Source organism: Streptomyces sp. NPDC107765 (assembly GCF_055657085.1).
The window spans coordinates 1-13,666 of record NZ_JBVKBL010000029.1; the positions used below are offsets into that span (position 1 = coordinate 1).

At 67.5% G+C, this 13,666-nt stretch carries 13 protein-coding genes, 4 pseudogenes and 1 riboswitch; of the genes and pseudogenes, 11 read left to right on the top strand and 6 right to left on the bottom strand.

What is annotated here, in order from left to right; translation table 11 throughout:
* From ACZ7MX_RS39020 to ACZ7MX_RS39030, 3 genes are all read left to right on the top strand, one after another.
* Nucleotides 1–465: sigma-70 family RNA polymerase sigma factor (locus ACZ7MX_RS39020; RefSeq protein WP_472139399.1), on the top strand; the 465-nt coding region annotated here is incomplete at its 5' end.
* A gap of 218 nt (nt 466–683) precedes the next feature.
* Nucleotides 684–1,883 (top strand): ISL3 family transposase, encoded by a 1,200-nt coding sequence (locus ACZ7MX_RS39025; protein WP_472139469.1) that lies wholly within the window; start codon nt 684–686, stop codon nt 1,881–1,883.
* Nucleotides 1,834–2,085: a transposase gene (locus ACZ7MX_RS39030; protein WP_472139401.1), complete on the top strand. Its 252-nt coding sequence runs from the start codon at nt 1,834–1,836 to the stop codon at nt 2,083–2,085. The genes ACZ7MX_RS39025 and ACZ7MX_RS39030 overlap by 50 nt, the downstream gene beginning before the upstream one ends.
* 146 nt (nt 2,086–2,231) lie before the next feature.
* Here ACZ7MX_RS39030 and ACZ7MX_RS39035 read toward each other — a convergent pair whose 3' ends face one another.
* Together ACZ7MX_RS39035 and ACZ7MX_RS39040 are read right to left on the bottom strand one after the other, a co-directional pair.
* Nucleotides 2,232–2,651, bottom strand: a complete 420-nt coding sequence (locus ACZ7MX_RS39035) for a CDI toxin immunity protein (protein ID WP_472139402.1) — start codon at nt 2,649–2,651, stop codon at nt 2,232–2,234.
* Between the two features lie 334 nt (nt 2,652–2,985).
* Nucleotides 2,986–3,396 (bottom strand): MerR family transcriptional regulator, encoded by a 411-nt coding sequence (locus tag ACZ7MX_RS39040; protein ID WP_472139403.1) that lies wholly within the window; start codon nt 3,394–3,396, stop codon nt 2,986–2,988.
* 65 nt (nt 3,397–3,461) lie between these two features.
* Here ACZ7MX_RS39040 and ACZ7MX_RS39045 point away from each other — a divergent pair, with 65 nt between their 5' ends.
* Nucleotides 3,462–4,601, top strand: a complete 1,140-nt coding sequence (locus ACZ7MX_RS39045; RefSeq protein ID WP_472139405.1) for an alkene reductase — start codon at nt 3,462–3,464, stop codon at nt 4,599–4,601.
* A 144-nt stretch (nt 4,602–4,745) separates the two neighbouring features.
* Here the strand turns inward: ACZ7MX_RS39045 and ACZ7MX_RS39050 are convergent, their stop codons facing one another.
* Nucleotides 4,746–4,952 (bottom strand): hypothetical protein, encoded by a 207-nt coding sequence (locus ACZ7MX_RS39050; RefSeq protein WP_472139406.1) that lies wholly within the window; start codon nt 4,950–4,952, stop codon nt 4,746–4,748.
* A 63-nt stretch (nt 4,953–5,015) separates the two neighbouring features.
* On the opposite strand from ACZ7MX_RS39050, the pseudogene ACZ7MX_RS39055 reads away from it, so the two are divergent.
* Together ACZ7MX_RS39055 and ACZ7MX_RS39060 are read left to right on the top strand one after the other, a co-directional pair.
* Nucleotides 5,016–5,090 (top strand): annotated as a pseudogene (locus ACZ7MX_RS39055) (transposase); the annotation flags it as partial.
* A 448-nt stretch (nt 5,091–5,538) separates the two neighbouring features.
* Entirely contained in the window at nt 5,539–7,092 is a 1,554-nt protein-coding gene (locus tag ACZ7MX_RS39060; RefSeq protein ID WP_472139407.1) for an alpha/beta hydrolase, read from the top strand.
* 168 nt (nt 7,093–7,260) lie between these two features.
* Here ACZ7MX_RS39060 and ACZ7MX_RS39065 read toward each other — a convergent pair.
* Nucleotides 7,261–7,724: pseudogene (locus ACZ7MX_RS39065) on the bottom strand (DinB family protein); the annotation flags it as partial.
* Here ACZ7MX_RS39065 and ACZ7MX_RS39070 point away from each other — a divergent pair.
* The 3 genes and pseudogenes from ACZ7MX_RS39070 to ACZ7MX_RS39080 all read left to right on the top strand — a co-directional run.
* A pseudogene (locus ACZ7MX_RS39070) lies at nt 7,705–7,884 on the top strand (IS5/IS1182 family transposase); the annotation flags it as partial. The pseudogenes ACZ7MX_RS39065 and ACZ7MX_RS39070 sit on opposite strands and share 20 nt — an antisense overlap.
* A 466-nt stretch (nt 7,885–8,350) precedes the next feature.
* On the top strand, nt 8,351–8,788 hold the full coding sequence (locus tag ACZ7MX_RS39075) for a GNAT family N-acetyltransferase (RefSeq protein ID WP_472139409.1): 438 nt from the start codon (nt 8,351–8,353) through the stop codon (nt 8,786–8,788).
* A 273-nt stretch (nt 8,789–9,061) separates the two neighbouring features.
* The gene (locus ACZ7MX_RS39080; RefSeq protein WP_472139411.1) at nt 9,062–9,940 is read left to right on the top strand and encodes a GNAT family N-acetyltransferase; all 879 of its coding nucleotides are present in this window, start codon (nt 9,062–9,064) and stop codon (nt 9,938–9,940) included.
* Here ACZ7MX_RS39080 and ACZ7MX_RS39085 read toward each other — a convergent pair.
* Together ACZ7MX_RS39085 and ACZ7MX_RS39090 are read right to left on the bottom strand one after the other, a co-directional pair.
* Nucleotides 9,879–10,139 (bottom strand): annotated as a pseudogene (locus ACZ7MX_RS39085) (HoxN/HupN/NixA family nickel/cobalt transporter); the annotation flags it as partial. The gene ACZ7MX_RS39080 and the pseudogene ACZ7MX_RS39085 sit on opposite strands and share 62 nt — an antisense overlap.
* Nucleotides 10,140–10,305: 166 nt before the next feature.
* Complete coding sequence (locus ACZ7MX_RS39090) at nt 10,306–11,097, bottom strand: GntR family transcriptional regulator (protein WP_472139413.1); 792 nt, start codon at nt 11,095–11,097, stop codon at nt 10,306–10,308.
* A gap of 210 nt (nt 11,098–11,307) precedes the next feature.
* Nucleotides 11,308–11,416: riboswitch (SAM riboswitch) on the top strand.
* A 347-nt stretch (nt 11,417–11,763) separates the two neighbouring features.
* Here ACZ7MX_RS39090 and ACZ7MX_RS39095 point away from each other — a divergent pair.
* Together ACZ7MX_RS39095 and ACZ7MX_RS39100 are read left to right on the top strand one after the other, a co-directional pair.
* Nucleotides 11,764–12,813, top strand: coding sequence for an amino acid ABC transporter permease (locus tag ACZ7MX_RS39095; RefSeq protein ID WP_472139415.1), 1,050 nt, complete (start codon nt 11,764–11,766; stop codon nt 12,811–12,813).
* Nucleotides 12,814–12,875: 62 nt separating this feature from the next.
* Nucleotides 12,876–13,640: an amino acid ABC transporter ATP-binding protein gene (locus ACZ7MX_RS39100; RefSeq protein ID WP_472139471.1), complete on the top strand. Its 765-nt coding sequence runs from the start codon at nt 12,876–12,878 to the stop codon at nt 13,638–13,640.
* Nucleotides 13,641–13,666: the final 26 nt, after the last annotated feature.

Here is a 13,666-nt window from a genome sequence, read left to right on the forward strand (position 1 = left end):
TCCGTCCACGTGCCGCGCCGGCTGCAGGAACTCCGTATCGACCTCGCGCGGGCCTTCGATGACCTGGAGGCCGCCGACAACCACAATCCCTCCCCAGCCGAACTCGCCGCGCATCTGAAGCTGCCGGAGGACGAGGTGCGAGAAGGGCTCATCGCCTGCAACGGCTATGACACCGACTCCATCGACCGGCCGATCCAGACCACGGGAAAGAATCAGGCCGGGCTGGTGGCGGACCTGATGGGCAACAACGACCCAGCGCTGGACCTCGCCGAAAACATCCAGGCTCTCAAGCCCCACCTGGCACAGCTCGACGAGCGCGAACGTCACCTGCTCCAACTCCGATTCGGGCAAGAGATGACACAGGCCGACATCGGACGGGAACTCAACCTCTCCCAGATGCACATCTCCCGACTGCTGAACCGCATCTGCACCAAGCTGCGCAAGGGCTTGCTCGCCGAGGCGTGAGTACTGGGGCGCCCTGACGTGCCGAAATGGCCCGGCGTTGATGGGGATGCCCGAAATTGGCTCTGACCGCGATTACGTGAATCCCCAGGTCAGCGGTGGGAACGCGAGATCGTTTCTTCGGGGTCTTGCACTCCGTGACGGTCAAGGTGGTAGAGGATGCGCTGTTTCCCGGGATCGGTGTGCGAGTGGTGCGCATCAGTGCCTCGTCTGACGGGCTCATGGTCGAGGCGGTACCCACGAGTCGGCCGGGCCGGTGTCCGGACTGCCGTCGTCGGGCGTGGCGGGTGCACAGCTCGTACCAACGTCGCCTCTCCGAAAGGCCGGTGGGCTCTCAGCGAGTCGTGGTCCGGCTCCGGGTCAGGAGGTACTTCTGTGACCGGGAGTCGTGTTCCCGGAAGACCTTCGCCGAGCAGATCGACGGCCTGACCGAGCGATATCGGCGGTCGAGCGTGGGGCTCAAGCGGTGGCTGCGGTCCATCGCGGCGGAGCTCGGCGGCCGAGCGGGCGAGCGTCTTTGCCGCCAGTTACGGCTGGCTGCGGGCCGGACCCAGCTGCTTGATCTGCTGGAGGCGCCTCTGGTGCCAGAGCAAGCGCCGCGAGTGCTGGGCGTCGACAAGTTCGCCTTCCGCAAGGGGTGCACTTACGGCACGGTCCTGGTGGACGTCGAAGCCGGGAGAGTGGTGGATGTGCTGCCCGATCGCACGTCGGAGGCGTTCGCCGGCTGGCTGCGGGAGCATCCCGGAGCCGAGATCATCTGCCGTGACCGGGCCACTGCCTACACCCGTGCGATCAAGCAAGCCGCCCCCGGCGCCCTGGAAGTCGCCGACAGGTGGCACTTGCTTCAAAATCTGTCCTCCCCAGTCGAGAAGACCTGCCATCAGCATCGCGCCTGCCTGCGTAAACGCATTGACGAGGAGGAAACGAGCAAGCCGCCGAAGCCCCAGCTCATCGAACTGCCGCCGCCTGGTCTGCCGCGCACCCAGATCATCGAGCGGACTCGCCACCGTTACACGGACATCCACCGGCTCGTCGACGCCGGCTGGACCATCAGCGCCATCGCCCGCCGCCTGAACCTGGACCGTAAGACCGTCCGCCGCTTCCGCGACACCGACCTCGACGAGCTCCTTGCCTCCGCCCACGACCGCCGGCCTGCCGGGGTGCTGGAGCCGTTCAAGCCGTATCTCAACGCACGGTTCACAGGCACCCTCGGGCAGGTCAGCGCCAGCCGTCTGTTCCGGGAAATCTGTGAACGGGGCTACCGCGGCAGCTGTCAGGTCGTCCGCAGGCACCTTGCTGCCCTTGCGGGCTGGCACCGCCGAGCCCGTCCGGGCAGACATTCCCAGCCCACGCAAGATCACCTCATGGATCATGCGGCCCCGCGAGACGCTCACCGACAGCCAGGAAGAGCGGCTGCTTGAAGTCCGGGTCGCCTGCCCGGACATCACCCGCGCTTGCGACCTGGCCCGCGCTTTCGCAGACCTCGTTCGTCACCAGCGCGGGCACTTCCTGCTGGAGTGGATCCGCCAGGCCGAGCAGGACGCTCCCAAGCCGATGAAGAGCTTCGCCGGTTCCCTCCGCCACGACCTAGACGCCGTCACCGCCGGACTGACTCTTCCTTGAAGTTCAGGCGTTGTGGAAGGCCACGTGAACAGGGTGAAAACACTCAAGAGGGCAATGTATGGCCGGGCTTCCTTCGAACTCCTCCGAACCCGCGTCCTTACCCAGCCGTGATCTTGACGGAACTGCGGACAGAGTCGTGTGTATCGTCAGTGCGGCACCCGCCCCACGGAAAGCCCCTCACCATCCTGGAACTCGATCAGCACCCCGCTGTCGGTGAGGTAGATCCAGCACTCAGGGCCGCACTCCAACACCGCCTCCGCATGGTCCGCCACCAGTGCGGCTTCCAGCGCAACCGACGGCACCGCGAGGTTGGCCCAGAAGAGGACTACGAGTTCGTTCGTCCCGGCATACGCACGCACCAGCCTGCGCAGCTGTTCACCATCGAACGCGCTGCACCGCTCGATCACCTCGACCCCGTACCAGTCCAAGCGACTCGATCCCACCGCATTGAAGCGGCTCAGGCTTAGTGCGGCGAACTCCCGGTCCTCCTCATACGAGAGCACCATCGCCGAGTCGCCAACGGCTTCCAGGACATCCGCGAGCCACTCAGGATGTGTGCCGTACATTCCACTACCGCTCAAGATGGCCCCCGAACGTGCCCTCACCTGTGTCCACGCCAGCTGATCGGAAGGCTAGGCCCTTCGCGGCACTAAACAAGTCGGCGGGGGTACCGTCGCGCTCGTCGCGCTGCCAGTCCTGCCTCGTGACCGCCACTTCGGCCCCCGGCCTCCCACGCAACTGAACGAAGAGCGAACCTGTGGATTCACGCAATCGCGGTCAGAGCCTTGAAATTCCCACCCCTGTTCATGGGCTCCCAGACCTGCTCACCCCCCATTCCCCGCCCATTCAGGACTGTCGTATTGATGGTGCCAACGCCCACAGCCTCTGTCGATTGGCACACTATCCGTGGTGGGCCCCGGCGGTGTCAGTGCGGGAGATGGCGGAGGCGTGTACCCCGGCCGAGGCAGTGGCGATGACTTCGTCCAGGACGTCACGAGAGCGGAGGAGATCGGTGATCATTCGATTGATGCGATCTCGTTCCGCAGTGAGGTCGTTGACCAGCTGTGGTGTGGCGATCTCGCTCGGGGCCCCGTCGGCGTCCCGCATGCAGGGGAGCAGTTGCGCGATTTTCTTGCTGTTCAGCCCAGCGGCGTAGAGGGCCTGGATGCGGATGACCCGGTCGACCGCCCACTCACCGTATTGCCGTTGGCCACCCGGAGTACGCTCGGCTCTGAGCAGTCCCTGCGTCTCGTAATAGCGCAGCGAACGCTCGCTCACGCCGCTATGCCGAGCCAGTTCACCGATCCGCATTCCCCACCTCGCATGCCGACCCAGCGCTTGAACCTGACACCAATGTCAACTCCTACGGTACAGGCATGACGAACCCACCAGTTGACTCCAGCCTCTTCGAGCCCGCTCGCCTCGGCGCCCTGCGCATGCCGAACCGTTTGGTGATGGCGCCAATGACCCGCAACCGCGCCGGCGTCGACGGCGTCCCGCAACCGGTGATGGCCACCTACTACGCCCAGCGTGCCTCAGCGGGGTTGATCATCGCCGAGGCATCCACACCGAACGCCGTGGGGCAGACCTACCCCAACATCACCGCGATTTACAACGAGGCGCATGTGGCCGGATGGCGGCGCGTCACCAACGCCGTGCGCGCTGCGGGCGGCCGGATGTTCTTGCAGCTGCAGCACGGTGGCCGGGTCGGCCACCCCGACACCAGCGGGTTGACGCCGGTTGCGCCCTCTCCGGTCCCGCTCACGGAGACGATCTTCACTCCCAGCGGCCACCAGAGCGCCATCGTGCCCCGCGAGATGACGATCGACGAGATCCACTCCACCGTAACCGACTTCGCCGCTGCTGCCCGCAACGCCATCGACGCCGGCTTTGCCGGTGTGGAGGTGCACGCCGCCAACGGCTACCTTCTGCACCAGTTCCTGGCACAGGGAACCAACCACCGCACTGACGCCTATGGCGGATCGGTGGCTGACCGCATTCGGTTCACGGTCGAGGTGGTCCAGGCCGTCGCCGACGCGATCGGCCCCGAGCGGGTGGGCGTGCGGATCGCGCCCGGACTCACCGTCAACGGCATAGAGGAGGGCGATACCGAGGACATCTACCCGGCGCTCATCGCTGCCCTGGCCGACGTTGGCCTCGCCTATCTGCACATTGTCTTCGCGGATCCGGACCAGCCCCTCTTCCAGGAGATCCGTAAGACCTGGCCGGGCACGCTGATCGCCAACCCGGTCCTCGGGTGGGGCAAGCCGTTGCCGACCGACGGCGGAAAGCACCAAGGCGAGCGGCTTCTCGCCGCAGGAGCCGACCTGATCTCACTCGGCCGTCCCTTCCTCGCCAATCCCGACCTGGTCGAACGACTGCGCATCGGTGCGCCGATCAACCAGGTACGAGACCAAGGCCTGATGTACACGGGCGGTGAGACCGGGTACACCGATTACCCCCTGCTGGCCGCCGCCCAGACTCGAGCTGAGACGCCCGAACCCGTCGGGCCGTGACCACTTCGAGTCGGGACCGCCCGCACTTGCCCGGGGCTCCCTCTGCCACATCCCGACCGCCCCATCGTTGAGGGCAGCCGGCCCCGCGTAGGCGATTCCCTAAATTCGCGTATCCGTTTTCGATCTACCAGCGCTCGTGATAGATCATCGCGAATTGACGTGCGGGGCGAGTCGGTGCTCCAGCAGGCTGGTGGCCAACTGGAAGATCTCGGTGCGGGGTGCCCCAGTGTGTGGGTGGACAGGCACGGTGCAGTCGATGATGCGCACCAGGTGGCCCTGCGGCGGGTCGGACAACGTCCGCTCGGCGGCGCGAGCATGGCCGTGACGGAGTTTGGACTGCGGAGTGCCCATGACCGATAGGTAGGACGGGAAGTGGGGAGGTCGTTGGGCCGGTCACCGCAGGGTCTCAACGAAATCCTGTACCGACTGCGTACTGGGGTGCCATGGCGGGATCTACCTGCGCGTTTCGGTCCATGGAAGACGGTGTACCCACAGACGTTGGTCCGCGGACGGCACCTGGGAGGGGCTTCGCGGCCGTTCCACACCGGCCGGAGGGCAGGCCGCCTTCTGGAGCAGGAGTCCGGCGTCGGCGTCGACACGGTGGAGCAGTCCCGCCGGACCTTCGAAGCAGCCGCTCGGCTGGCCGTCAGGCTCCAGGACGGCATGCGGGAGCGCGCCGTCGCCCGCGGCCCCCGGCCACAGCCTGCCCCGGTGACGGCCTTGCCGCCGCACACCCAGCAGCCCGGCGTCCAGCACTCGCCGGGCCGGACCGCAGGAGGAGTTGGGTGAGCACGGGGCGGTCTAAATTTCTGGGCACTCTCGCGAGCCGTGCTGTCGGAGGCGGCTTGTACCCTGCACTCATTCGACGATCGGACATCTCGGGTACGGGCATGCGGGCACGGGGCGGGCGTCCAGGGGCGGGAGCGCGGGGATTTCGATGAGTGACGCCCATCCGATACGAAGCCGCAGACCGGGCCTCTCGGTCGGGGCGTGCATCATCGCCGGGGTCGTCCTCGCCGCGATCGGGGCCGTCGGCGCCTGGCTCCAGCACGACGCTCCCGGCCGGAGTGCGGAGCCGCGTACGGAGTTCACCGCGAGCAACCCGCCCGCCGGTCTGCCCACCGCGCTCACCACCGGCCAGCACCTGCACTGGTCCCGCTGCACCTCGCCGCCCGCCGCGCGTACGGGCTACGACTGCGCCGCCATGAAGGCCCCCCTCGACTACCGGAAACCAGACGGCAGGACGATCGACGTCGCCCTGATCCGCCGCAAGGCCACCGGCCCGAACGCCCGGCGCATCGGCTCGCTCGTCCTGAACTTCGGCGGCCCCGGCGTGTCCGGTGTGAGTGGACTGCTCGAACGCCTCAACCAGTACAAGCCGCTCCTCGACCGCTACGACCTGGTCTCCTTCGACCCGCGCGGCGTTGGCGCGACCATCCCCGTGCGCTGCGGGAAGACCGCGGATGACACCGGCTACGACGGGGCCGACGCCTGCGCCGAGCACTCCGGGGCGCTCCTTCGGTACATCGGCACCTCGCATACCGCGCGCGACCTCGACCTGATGCGCTACCTCCTCGGCGACGAGCGGCTGCACTACTTCGGCGTCTCGTACGGAACGGCGCTCGGCGCGGTCTACGCCCACCAGTACCCGTCGCACGTCGGACGGCTCGTCCTCGAAGCGTCCGTCGATCCGACCGAGGACCTCGACGAGGAGCAGGTGTCCCAGGTCAAGGCGGTCCAGGCAGCGTTCGACCGGTTCGCCGCGCACTGCGCGGCCCGTATCCGCCACTGCCCGACCGGCGACGGGCCCGAGGAGGCCGCGCGACGCATGGCGCGCCTGGCCGACCGCCTGAAGAAGAAACCCGCCCCGGCCGGCGGCGGAAGGAACCTCGACGCCAAAGACCTCGCATACGCCGTCAGCGACCATCTCGACCTCGGCACAGACGGCTGGTCGCCGCTCGCCAAGGCCCTCACCGCCCTGATCGACCACAACGACGGCCGTCCGCTGAGCAAGGGCGCGGACGACATCGGCTCCGCCGACCGCGCGGCGACCCCGCGCAACAGCAGCCGCGCCGCCCGGACCGCGATCACCTGCGCGGACTCCAGTCTGCGCCCCGGCTTCGAACGCCTCGACAGGGACGAGGCCCGCGTCAAAGCCGCCTCACCCGTCTTCGGCGCGGCCTGGTCCACCGGCGTCTACCTCTGTTACGACTGGCCGTTCCACGGCGAGCGCGCCACGCTCCAGGTGAACGCCGATGGCGCGGCCCCTGTCCTGGTGGTCGGCGGCACCGGCGACCCGACTACGCCATACCCTGGCGCCCGCCACATGGCCCGCGCCCTGGGCGACGGTGTCGGCGTGCTCCTGACGGCCGAGGAGGAGGGCCATGGCACGTACCCGCAGAACCGCTGCGTCATGGAGACGGTCGACCAATACCTCCGCACGGGCCGTACCCCGGCCCCGGGGACGGTGTGCCGGGGCAGCATGTCCTGAGGCCCGTACGGATCCGCCGGGCGGCCGTCAGCACACCGGTTCGCTCGCAGGGGCCCCGGGCGTGCACCGCCACAACGCCCGGTCCAGGACCGCCTTCGGGCGGGTGCCGGGTCGATCGCCTGCGGCATGATCGCCGACGGATACCGCCCCGACCGCTTCGACGTCATCTCCGTTGTGGCGGGCCGTCTCCTCGATGAGGTGCAGGAGGATCCAGCGCAGGTCAACATGGAGGCCGTTGCGAATGGCTCGCTGGGCATGCTTGTCCAGGCCCATCCCGGCGACCAGCTCGCGGTAGCCGGCGCTCTGTTCGGCGTATTGGTCGAGCAACTGCGTGAGCGGGAAGTCGACGGCGATACGCATCTCGCGGTCGGGGTCCTCCTCGGTCCAGGGGCCCCGGTCTTCCTCGCCGAGGAAGACCACTTGGAACCAGTAGTACTCGACCCAGCGGTGGTGGTTGATCACTCCGCTCATGGTCATCAGCGGTGAGCCCGGCAGGAGCGCCTTGCGTGCGTTCTCCGCAGAGACGCCATCGCACTTGGCTGGGGCGGTGTCACGTGCGTAGTCGAGGACGTGGTGAGCTGGGTGCGCTCGTCCCACGCGGGCGGCGGCGCCCTGCTCGCCCAAGCCGACACCGAGGAAGACCTGGACTGGGTTGTCGCGGTGGATTCCACAATCGTCCGTGCCCCATCAGCACGCTGCCGGGGCCCGTCAAAAGGGGCATCGGACAGCGAGCCGCACGGCTACGGCCTCGGCCGGTCCCGCGGCGGACTGACGACGAAGATCCACCTCGCTGAAAGACGGCCGGTGCCGGCCCCTGGCCTTCCGCCTCACCCCTGGGCAAGCCGGCGATGCCCCCGCGTTCACCCAGGTCATGGCTGCGATACGGGTGGAACGACCCCGAGCCCTGCCAGGATTGGCCCAACGGCCAACCCACAGCGCCTATTAGGTTTACAGCTCCCACGGCTTCCGCACATACCTGCGCAAACGTAGCATCGCACACGCCATCCCGGAGAAGACGGACCAACGAAGGCACCGGCACAACCGCGGCCGTCGCGGTGGCAGGCCACCAGGATTCCGGCCTCGGGGAACATCGGTACAGCGGTTATCGGCGAGAATGATCACGGCCGTCCAGAGCGCGTTTCGAAAGGCGGGCGTTGAAGCGAAAAGGCCTGCTCAGGGTGAAGGTTCCCTGTGACGGGTAGCGTTGTCCGCCATGGGAGATCTTCGTGTCAGGACTGCCCGGCTTTCCGACCGTGACGTGATCACAGACATCCTCACGGCGTCCTGGGGCAGTACGACCGTGGTGGTGCACAGCACGGTCTACAACGCTGCGGACCTTCCGGCCCTGCTGGCCGAGGAGGACGGCCGTGTCGTGGGCCTGCTCATCTATGAGATCTCTGTCCAGGGGCTGGAAGTAGTGTCCCTGGACGCGGTGATGCGGCGCATCGGGGTGGGCAGCGTCCTGCTGGATGCTGCTGCCCAGGTAGCCCGAGAGGCCGGCAGCCGACGGATGTGGCTGGTCACCACCAACGACAATCTCGACGCGCTTCGGTTTTATCAGCGGCGTGGCATGCGGATCGTGGATGTCTCACCGGGTGCGGTCGATGCGGCCCGGGTTTTGAAGCCGTCCATCCCGCTGGTGGGCGATTACGGCATCGGACTGCACGATGAGCTGACACTAGAGCTGCGCTTGTGACTGAAGAGCCCAGCTACAGCCACTCGTTGATGGCCACGAGATACGAGGCGACCGTCCTCGTCGCGGCCATCAACGAGTGGCTGTGACCACACCCGCGCATCGCCTTTTCGTTAACCCGTTGCCCAGGAGCCAATCGGCCAGCTAGGTTCACCCAGCCGCCTGCATTGGTGCAGGCCGGCGCTGTCGACGAGGAGGTGTGGAGCACATGCGCAGGAGTGCCCAGGAGTTGAGCTCGCGTACTGACCTTTGCCACCTCCTCACGACGGAGACACCTTGTCCCTTCGCATCACCCCACTGACCGACCCCGCTCACGGGCCGCACGGCCGGCGTCTTGCCTGGTTGGCGTCGGACGCGGATTCCATCCCTGCCGGGACGGCCTTTCTGCGCCTGTTCGATGGCGGACAAGAGCACCTGGCCGAGCTCGACCTTCGTGTTCATCCCGCGGAGCGCCGCAAGGGCGTCGGCTCCCGGCTCCTCAACATCTCCGTGGCCACCGCCCGGGACAACGCCCGACGCTGCGTTGTCGCGCAGGCAGAAGCCGGATCGCCCGGCGACCACTTCCTGGCAGCGCGCGGTTTCCGGAAGGTCCTCACCTTGAGGTTCACCCGCTTGCCGCTGGCTGACGTGGATACCGCCGTCCTCGCCGAGGTCATCGAGCGTCCGCATCCCGGCTACCGGCTGATGTCCTGGCAGGGAACTGTCCCCGACGACCTTGCCCAGACGTTCGCCGCCTCACGCCGCGCCATGGACGACATGCCCATGGACGACACCGACTACGGCACCGTGACCTGGGACGTGGACCGCGTGCGGGCCGCGGCGAAGGCCGTCGAACAGCGAGGCGACCACCTGCACACCGTCGTCGCCATCGACGCCTCCAACGGTTCGATCGCCGGGTTCACCGAACTCGTCATCCCCGGCAACGGCGCAGGTGACGGCCAGCACTACGGCACCGGTGTGCTGCCCGAGCACCGTGGACACGGCCTCGGCCGATGGATGAAGGCCGAGTCGATCCGACAGGCCCATAGGGACTATCCGGACCTCGGTGGCCTCCTGACCGACACCGCCGACAGCAACACGCACATGAGACAGATCAACGACGGTCTCGGCTACGCACCCACGCACACGACACACCAGCATCAGCTCGACCTTTAGGGCCGGCCAGGCGCCAGTACGCCAGTGCCGCCGCCCACACCACCACGAACAGGCCGACGATGACGAAGCCGGCATTGTCGAGGTTGGAGGAGATCCAGCCGGTCAGTGGGTCGTTGAGGCCGAGTTTGTCGTGGAGGACGGTGACCAGCTCGATGGTGCCGATGAAGAAGGCGACGGCGATGACCATCACGGCCACGGTGGCGATGACCCAGCCGACCTTGGCCAGGTCACCGTCGGCGATGGCGGCACCGGCGTACGAGCCGACGCCGGGCAGTGCGTAGTTCCGCTGCGGGCCGAAGGTCGGGGACGTGGCCGACGGCGGCAAGAATCGGCCAGCCGAACCACATGCCGCCAGATCAGGCGTATCAGAGCGAGCGGTGCAGCAGCCCCCGCATGGTGATGCGGTCACCGCGGAACCGGATGAACTCGAGGTCGACGGGCCGGCCATCGGACAGATGGGTCAGCCGCTCCAGCATCAGCACCGCCGCACCGCGCGGCGCCTGCAGCACGGCCGCCGAGTGCGCGTCGGCGTTGACCGCCTCCAGGGTGATCTCGGCGGTGCCGAGCGGCTGCCCGGTGAGCTCCTCCAGAAGCCGGAAGATGTCGGTGTTCTCCAGGTCGGCACCGAGCAGCCGCACGCCGATGTCCAGGGGGATGTATGTGAGATCCAGCGACAGCGGCAGCCCGCCGAGCCGTCGCAGCCGCTCCACGTACAGCACCTCGTTGCCGTCCGGCACGCCCAGCCGCTCTGCCACACAGGCGGGGGCCACGACCGGCCCGACGGTGCGGACCTCATTGCTGACCCTGCCGTGTTCGTGCAGAGTCTCGGCCAGGCCCTGCAGACGGTTCAGTGCGTGCGGGTATTTCTCGGCGACCACCACCGTGCCCACCCCCGGTACCCGCTCCACCAGCCCCTCGGCGCGCAGCAGATCCGGCGCCTGGCGCACGGTGTTGCGGCTGGCTCGGTAGTCGGCACACAGGGTCGCCTCGTGCGGCAGTGCCCCGTCCGGGAACGCTCCGCCGAGCACCTGCTGCCGCAGCAGGTCCGCGAGCTGCCGAGCCTGGTCCGCGCGCAGCCGCCGACGCCACGCGGCGGCCGCGGTCGGGCTCGTCGGGTCGGCACCCTGCTGTTGGCGGAGGCGTTGTGTGGAGGGCATGGCAGGGACCGTAACCGCGTTTGCCGACCAGGTGTGTTGCCGGAGTATTGCGCCATGCCGTATCGCCACGGCGGGGCTGTGACCTGCGTGGATGCGCATGTGGGACTCGTCGGCATCTCACCAGGTTCACCCCGACTCGTTTTTTCGTCCCACAGGTCGGGCAGGCTTTGACAACCATGTCCGAGGTCTGTCTAACTTACGCCGCAGATCGGTCATGAGCGTCAGCGACAAGCCCTGGCTTGCTGACCGGCAACCCTCGCGCCGCGGTGGGGTGCCCCAGGTGACGACCGGACCGGAAGACATTCGGTAAGCGCGAGGCCCCCAGGGGCCGGAACAGTGACGGTGATGCAATGTACGCAGCTTTCGGGACGGCCGCATGGCGGCGCCGTGGCTGCCTGTTGCTGTGCGCGAACCGGTCGGTCGATCTGCTTCGCGTCAACAGCGCGCTGTGTACCGGCACCGGCACAGGCACCTGTACCGGCTGTGTCTTCTGCCAAGGCTGACGGTCTTCTGAATCTCTGATGCCACCGCTGTCGCGGTGTGCGTCCTTCCTGCCCAGCCCCCGTTCCGCGTGCCCCGTGCGCATCGTCACGCAGAGTCCTGTCGGCTCTGCGGTGCCGTTGCCGTATCTGCGGTCCGGGGTGTCCCAATTCGCTGGAGCCCTCCATGAGTCAATCTCCTGGCGCTGCGGTATCCCTCGCCTCAGCGCCTCCTGCCGAGGAGACCCCCAAACCCTCCTCCGCGCCTCGTTCCGTACGACCCGCCGAGGCCGAACGGCCGGGTGCTGACACCGCCCCGCGGCCACTGTCAGCACAGCGGATCCTGCCGCTGCGCAGACCAGGCCGCTGGATCGCCACGGCGATCGTGCTGGTGCTGGTCGCCCAGATCGTCCACGGACTGGTGACCAACCCCTTCTATCAGTGGGACCGGTTCCAGTACTGGTTCCTGCGCCCGACGATCCTCGACGGTCTGCTCATCACCCTCGAAGTGACGGCGTGCAGCGCCGTGTTGGGTCTGCTCGGCGGCATCCTGGTCGCCATGGGCAGGCTCTCCCGGAGCCCGGTGCTGCGGGCGGTCAGCTGGACCTATACATGGCTGTTCCGTTCGGTTCCGCTGATCGTGGTGCTGCTGTTCCTCTACAACTTCAGCGCGCTGTACAAGACGCTGAGTCTCGGGGTTCCGTTCGGGCCTGCGTTCTTCACCTTCGACGAGTCCCGGCTCGCCACCGACATCGTCGTCGCGGTCGTCGGACTCAGCCTGAACGAGGCGGCGTACGCGTCCGAGGTGGTGCGGAGCGGCATCCTCGCGGTCGACCAGGGGCAGCACGAGGCGGCATCGGCACTCGGTCTGCCGAAGAGCTACCAGTTCACGAAGATCGTCTTTCCGCAGGCACTGCGCTCCATCACCCCGAACTACGTCAATCTCCTGATCAATCTCATCAAGAGCACCTCGCTCGTCTTCTACGTGTCCCTGCTCGATCTGTTCGGATCCGCGCAGAGCATGGGCAGCACCTACCCGGGTGACATCGTCCCGCTGCTGCTGGTCGCCACCGTCTGGTACCTGATCCTCACGAGTGCGGTCTCGATCGTCCAGTTCTACGTCGAGCGGTACTTCTCCCGGGGCGCGACGCGCATCCTTCCGCCGACGCCGTTGCAGAAGTTGCGGACGGGTCTGCGTGATCTGCGGGCCCGAGCCCGGAGGGAGGCGGCGATATGACCACCGAGACCATCAAGACCATCGAGACCACCGAGCTGAATGAGACCACCGACACCACCGAGATACGTCCGGCTGCCGTTGAGGTCCACGACGTGCACAAGTGGTACGGCGCTCACCGGGTGCTGGACGGCGTCGAGTTGACCGTGCGGCCGGGCGAGGTCACCGTGATTCTCGGGCCGTCCGGGTCCGGCAAGTCCACCCTGCTGCGGGTGATCAACCACCTGGAGAAGCCCGAGGTCGGGTACGTCAGCGTGAACGGCGAGCCGATCGGCGTACGCCGGTACGGTGAGAGGCTCAAGGAGCTGAGCGAACGGGTCATCCTGGCCCAGCGCAGCCGGATCGGCTTTGTCTTCCAGAACTTCAACCTCTTCCCGCACCTGACCGCGCTGGACAACGTGGCGGCGGCTCCCGTTGCCACGGGGAAGCTGACCAAGCCCCAGGCCCAGGAGCTGGCCCGCGAGCTGCTCGGCCGGGTGGGTCTGGCCGACAAGGTCGGCGCCTATCCGCGGCAGCTGTCCGGTGGCCAGCAGCAGAGAGTGGCCATCGCCCGCGCGCTCGCCCTGCGGCCGGGGGTCATCCTCTTCGACGAACCCACCTCGGCGCTCGATCCCGAACTGGTCGGCGAGGTGCTGGCCGTCATCAAGGACCTGGCCACCAGCGGCACCACCCTCATCATCGTCACCCACGAGATCGGCTTCGCCCGTGAGGTCGCCGACCAGGTTGTCTTCCTCGACGAGGGCCGGATCGTCGAACAGGGCCCGCCCACCGAGGTGTTGGACCACCCGAAACACGAGCGGACCAGGGACTTCCTGAGCAAGGTGCTCTGACCCCGCCGAACACGCAACACGTCACC

Bases quoted from the DNA above. Each gene is read 5' to 3' on its own strand.
- ACZ7MX_RS39025 (WP_472139469.1), top strand. From the start codon at position 684: ATGGTCGAGGCGGTACCCACGAGTCGGCCGGGCCGGTGTCCGGACTGC.
- ACZ7MX_RS39030 (WP_472139401.1), top strand. From the start codon at position 1,834: ATGCGGCCCCGCGAGACGCTCACCGACAGCCAGGAAGAGCGGCTGCTT.
- ACZ7MX_RS39035 (WP_472139402.1), bottom strand. From the start codon at position 2,651: ATGTACGGCACACATCCTGAGTGGCTCGCGGATGTCCTGGAAGCCGTT.
- ACZ7MX_RS39040 (WP_472139403.1), bottom strand. From the start codon at position 3,396: ATGCGGATCGGTGAACTGGCTCGGCATAGCGGCGTGAGCGAGCGTTCG.
- ACZ7MX_RS39045 (WP_472139405.1), top strand. From the start codon at position 3,462: ATGACGAACCCACCAGTTGACTCCAGCCTCTTCGAGCCCGCTCGCCTC.
- ACZ7MX_RS39050 (WP_472139406.1), bottom strand. From the start codon at position 4,952: ATGGGCACTCCGCAGTCCAAACTCCGTCACGGCCATGCTCGCGCCGCC.
- ACZ7MX_RS39060 (WP_472139407.1), top strand. From the start codon at position 5,539: ATGAGTGACGCCCATCCGATACGAAGCCGCAGACCGGGCCTCTCGGTC.
- ACZ7MX_RS39090 (WP_472139413.1), bottom strand. From the start codon at position 11,097: ATGCCCTCCACACAACGCCTCCGCCAACAGCAGGGTGCCGACCCGACG.
- ACZ7MX_RS39095 (WP_472139415.1), top strand. From the start codon at position 11,764: ATGAGTCAATCTCCTGGCGCTGCGGTATCCCTCGCCTCAGCGCCTCCT.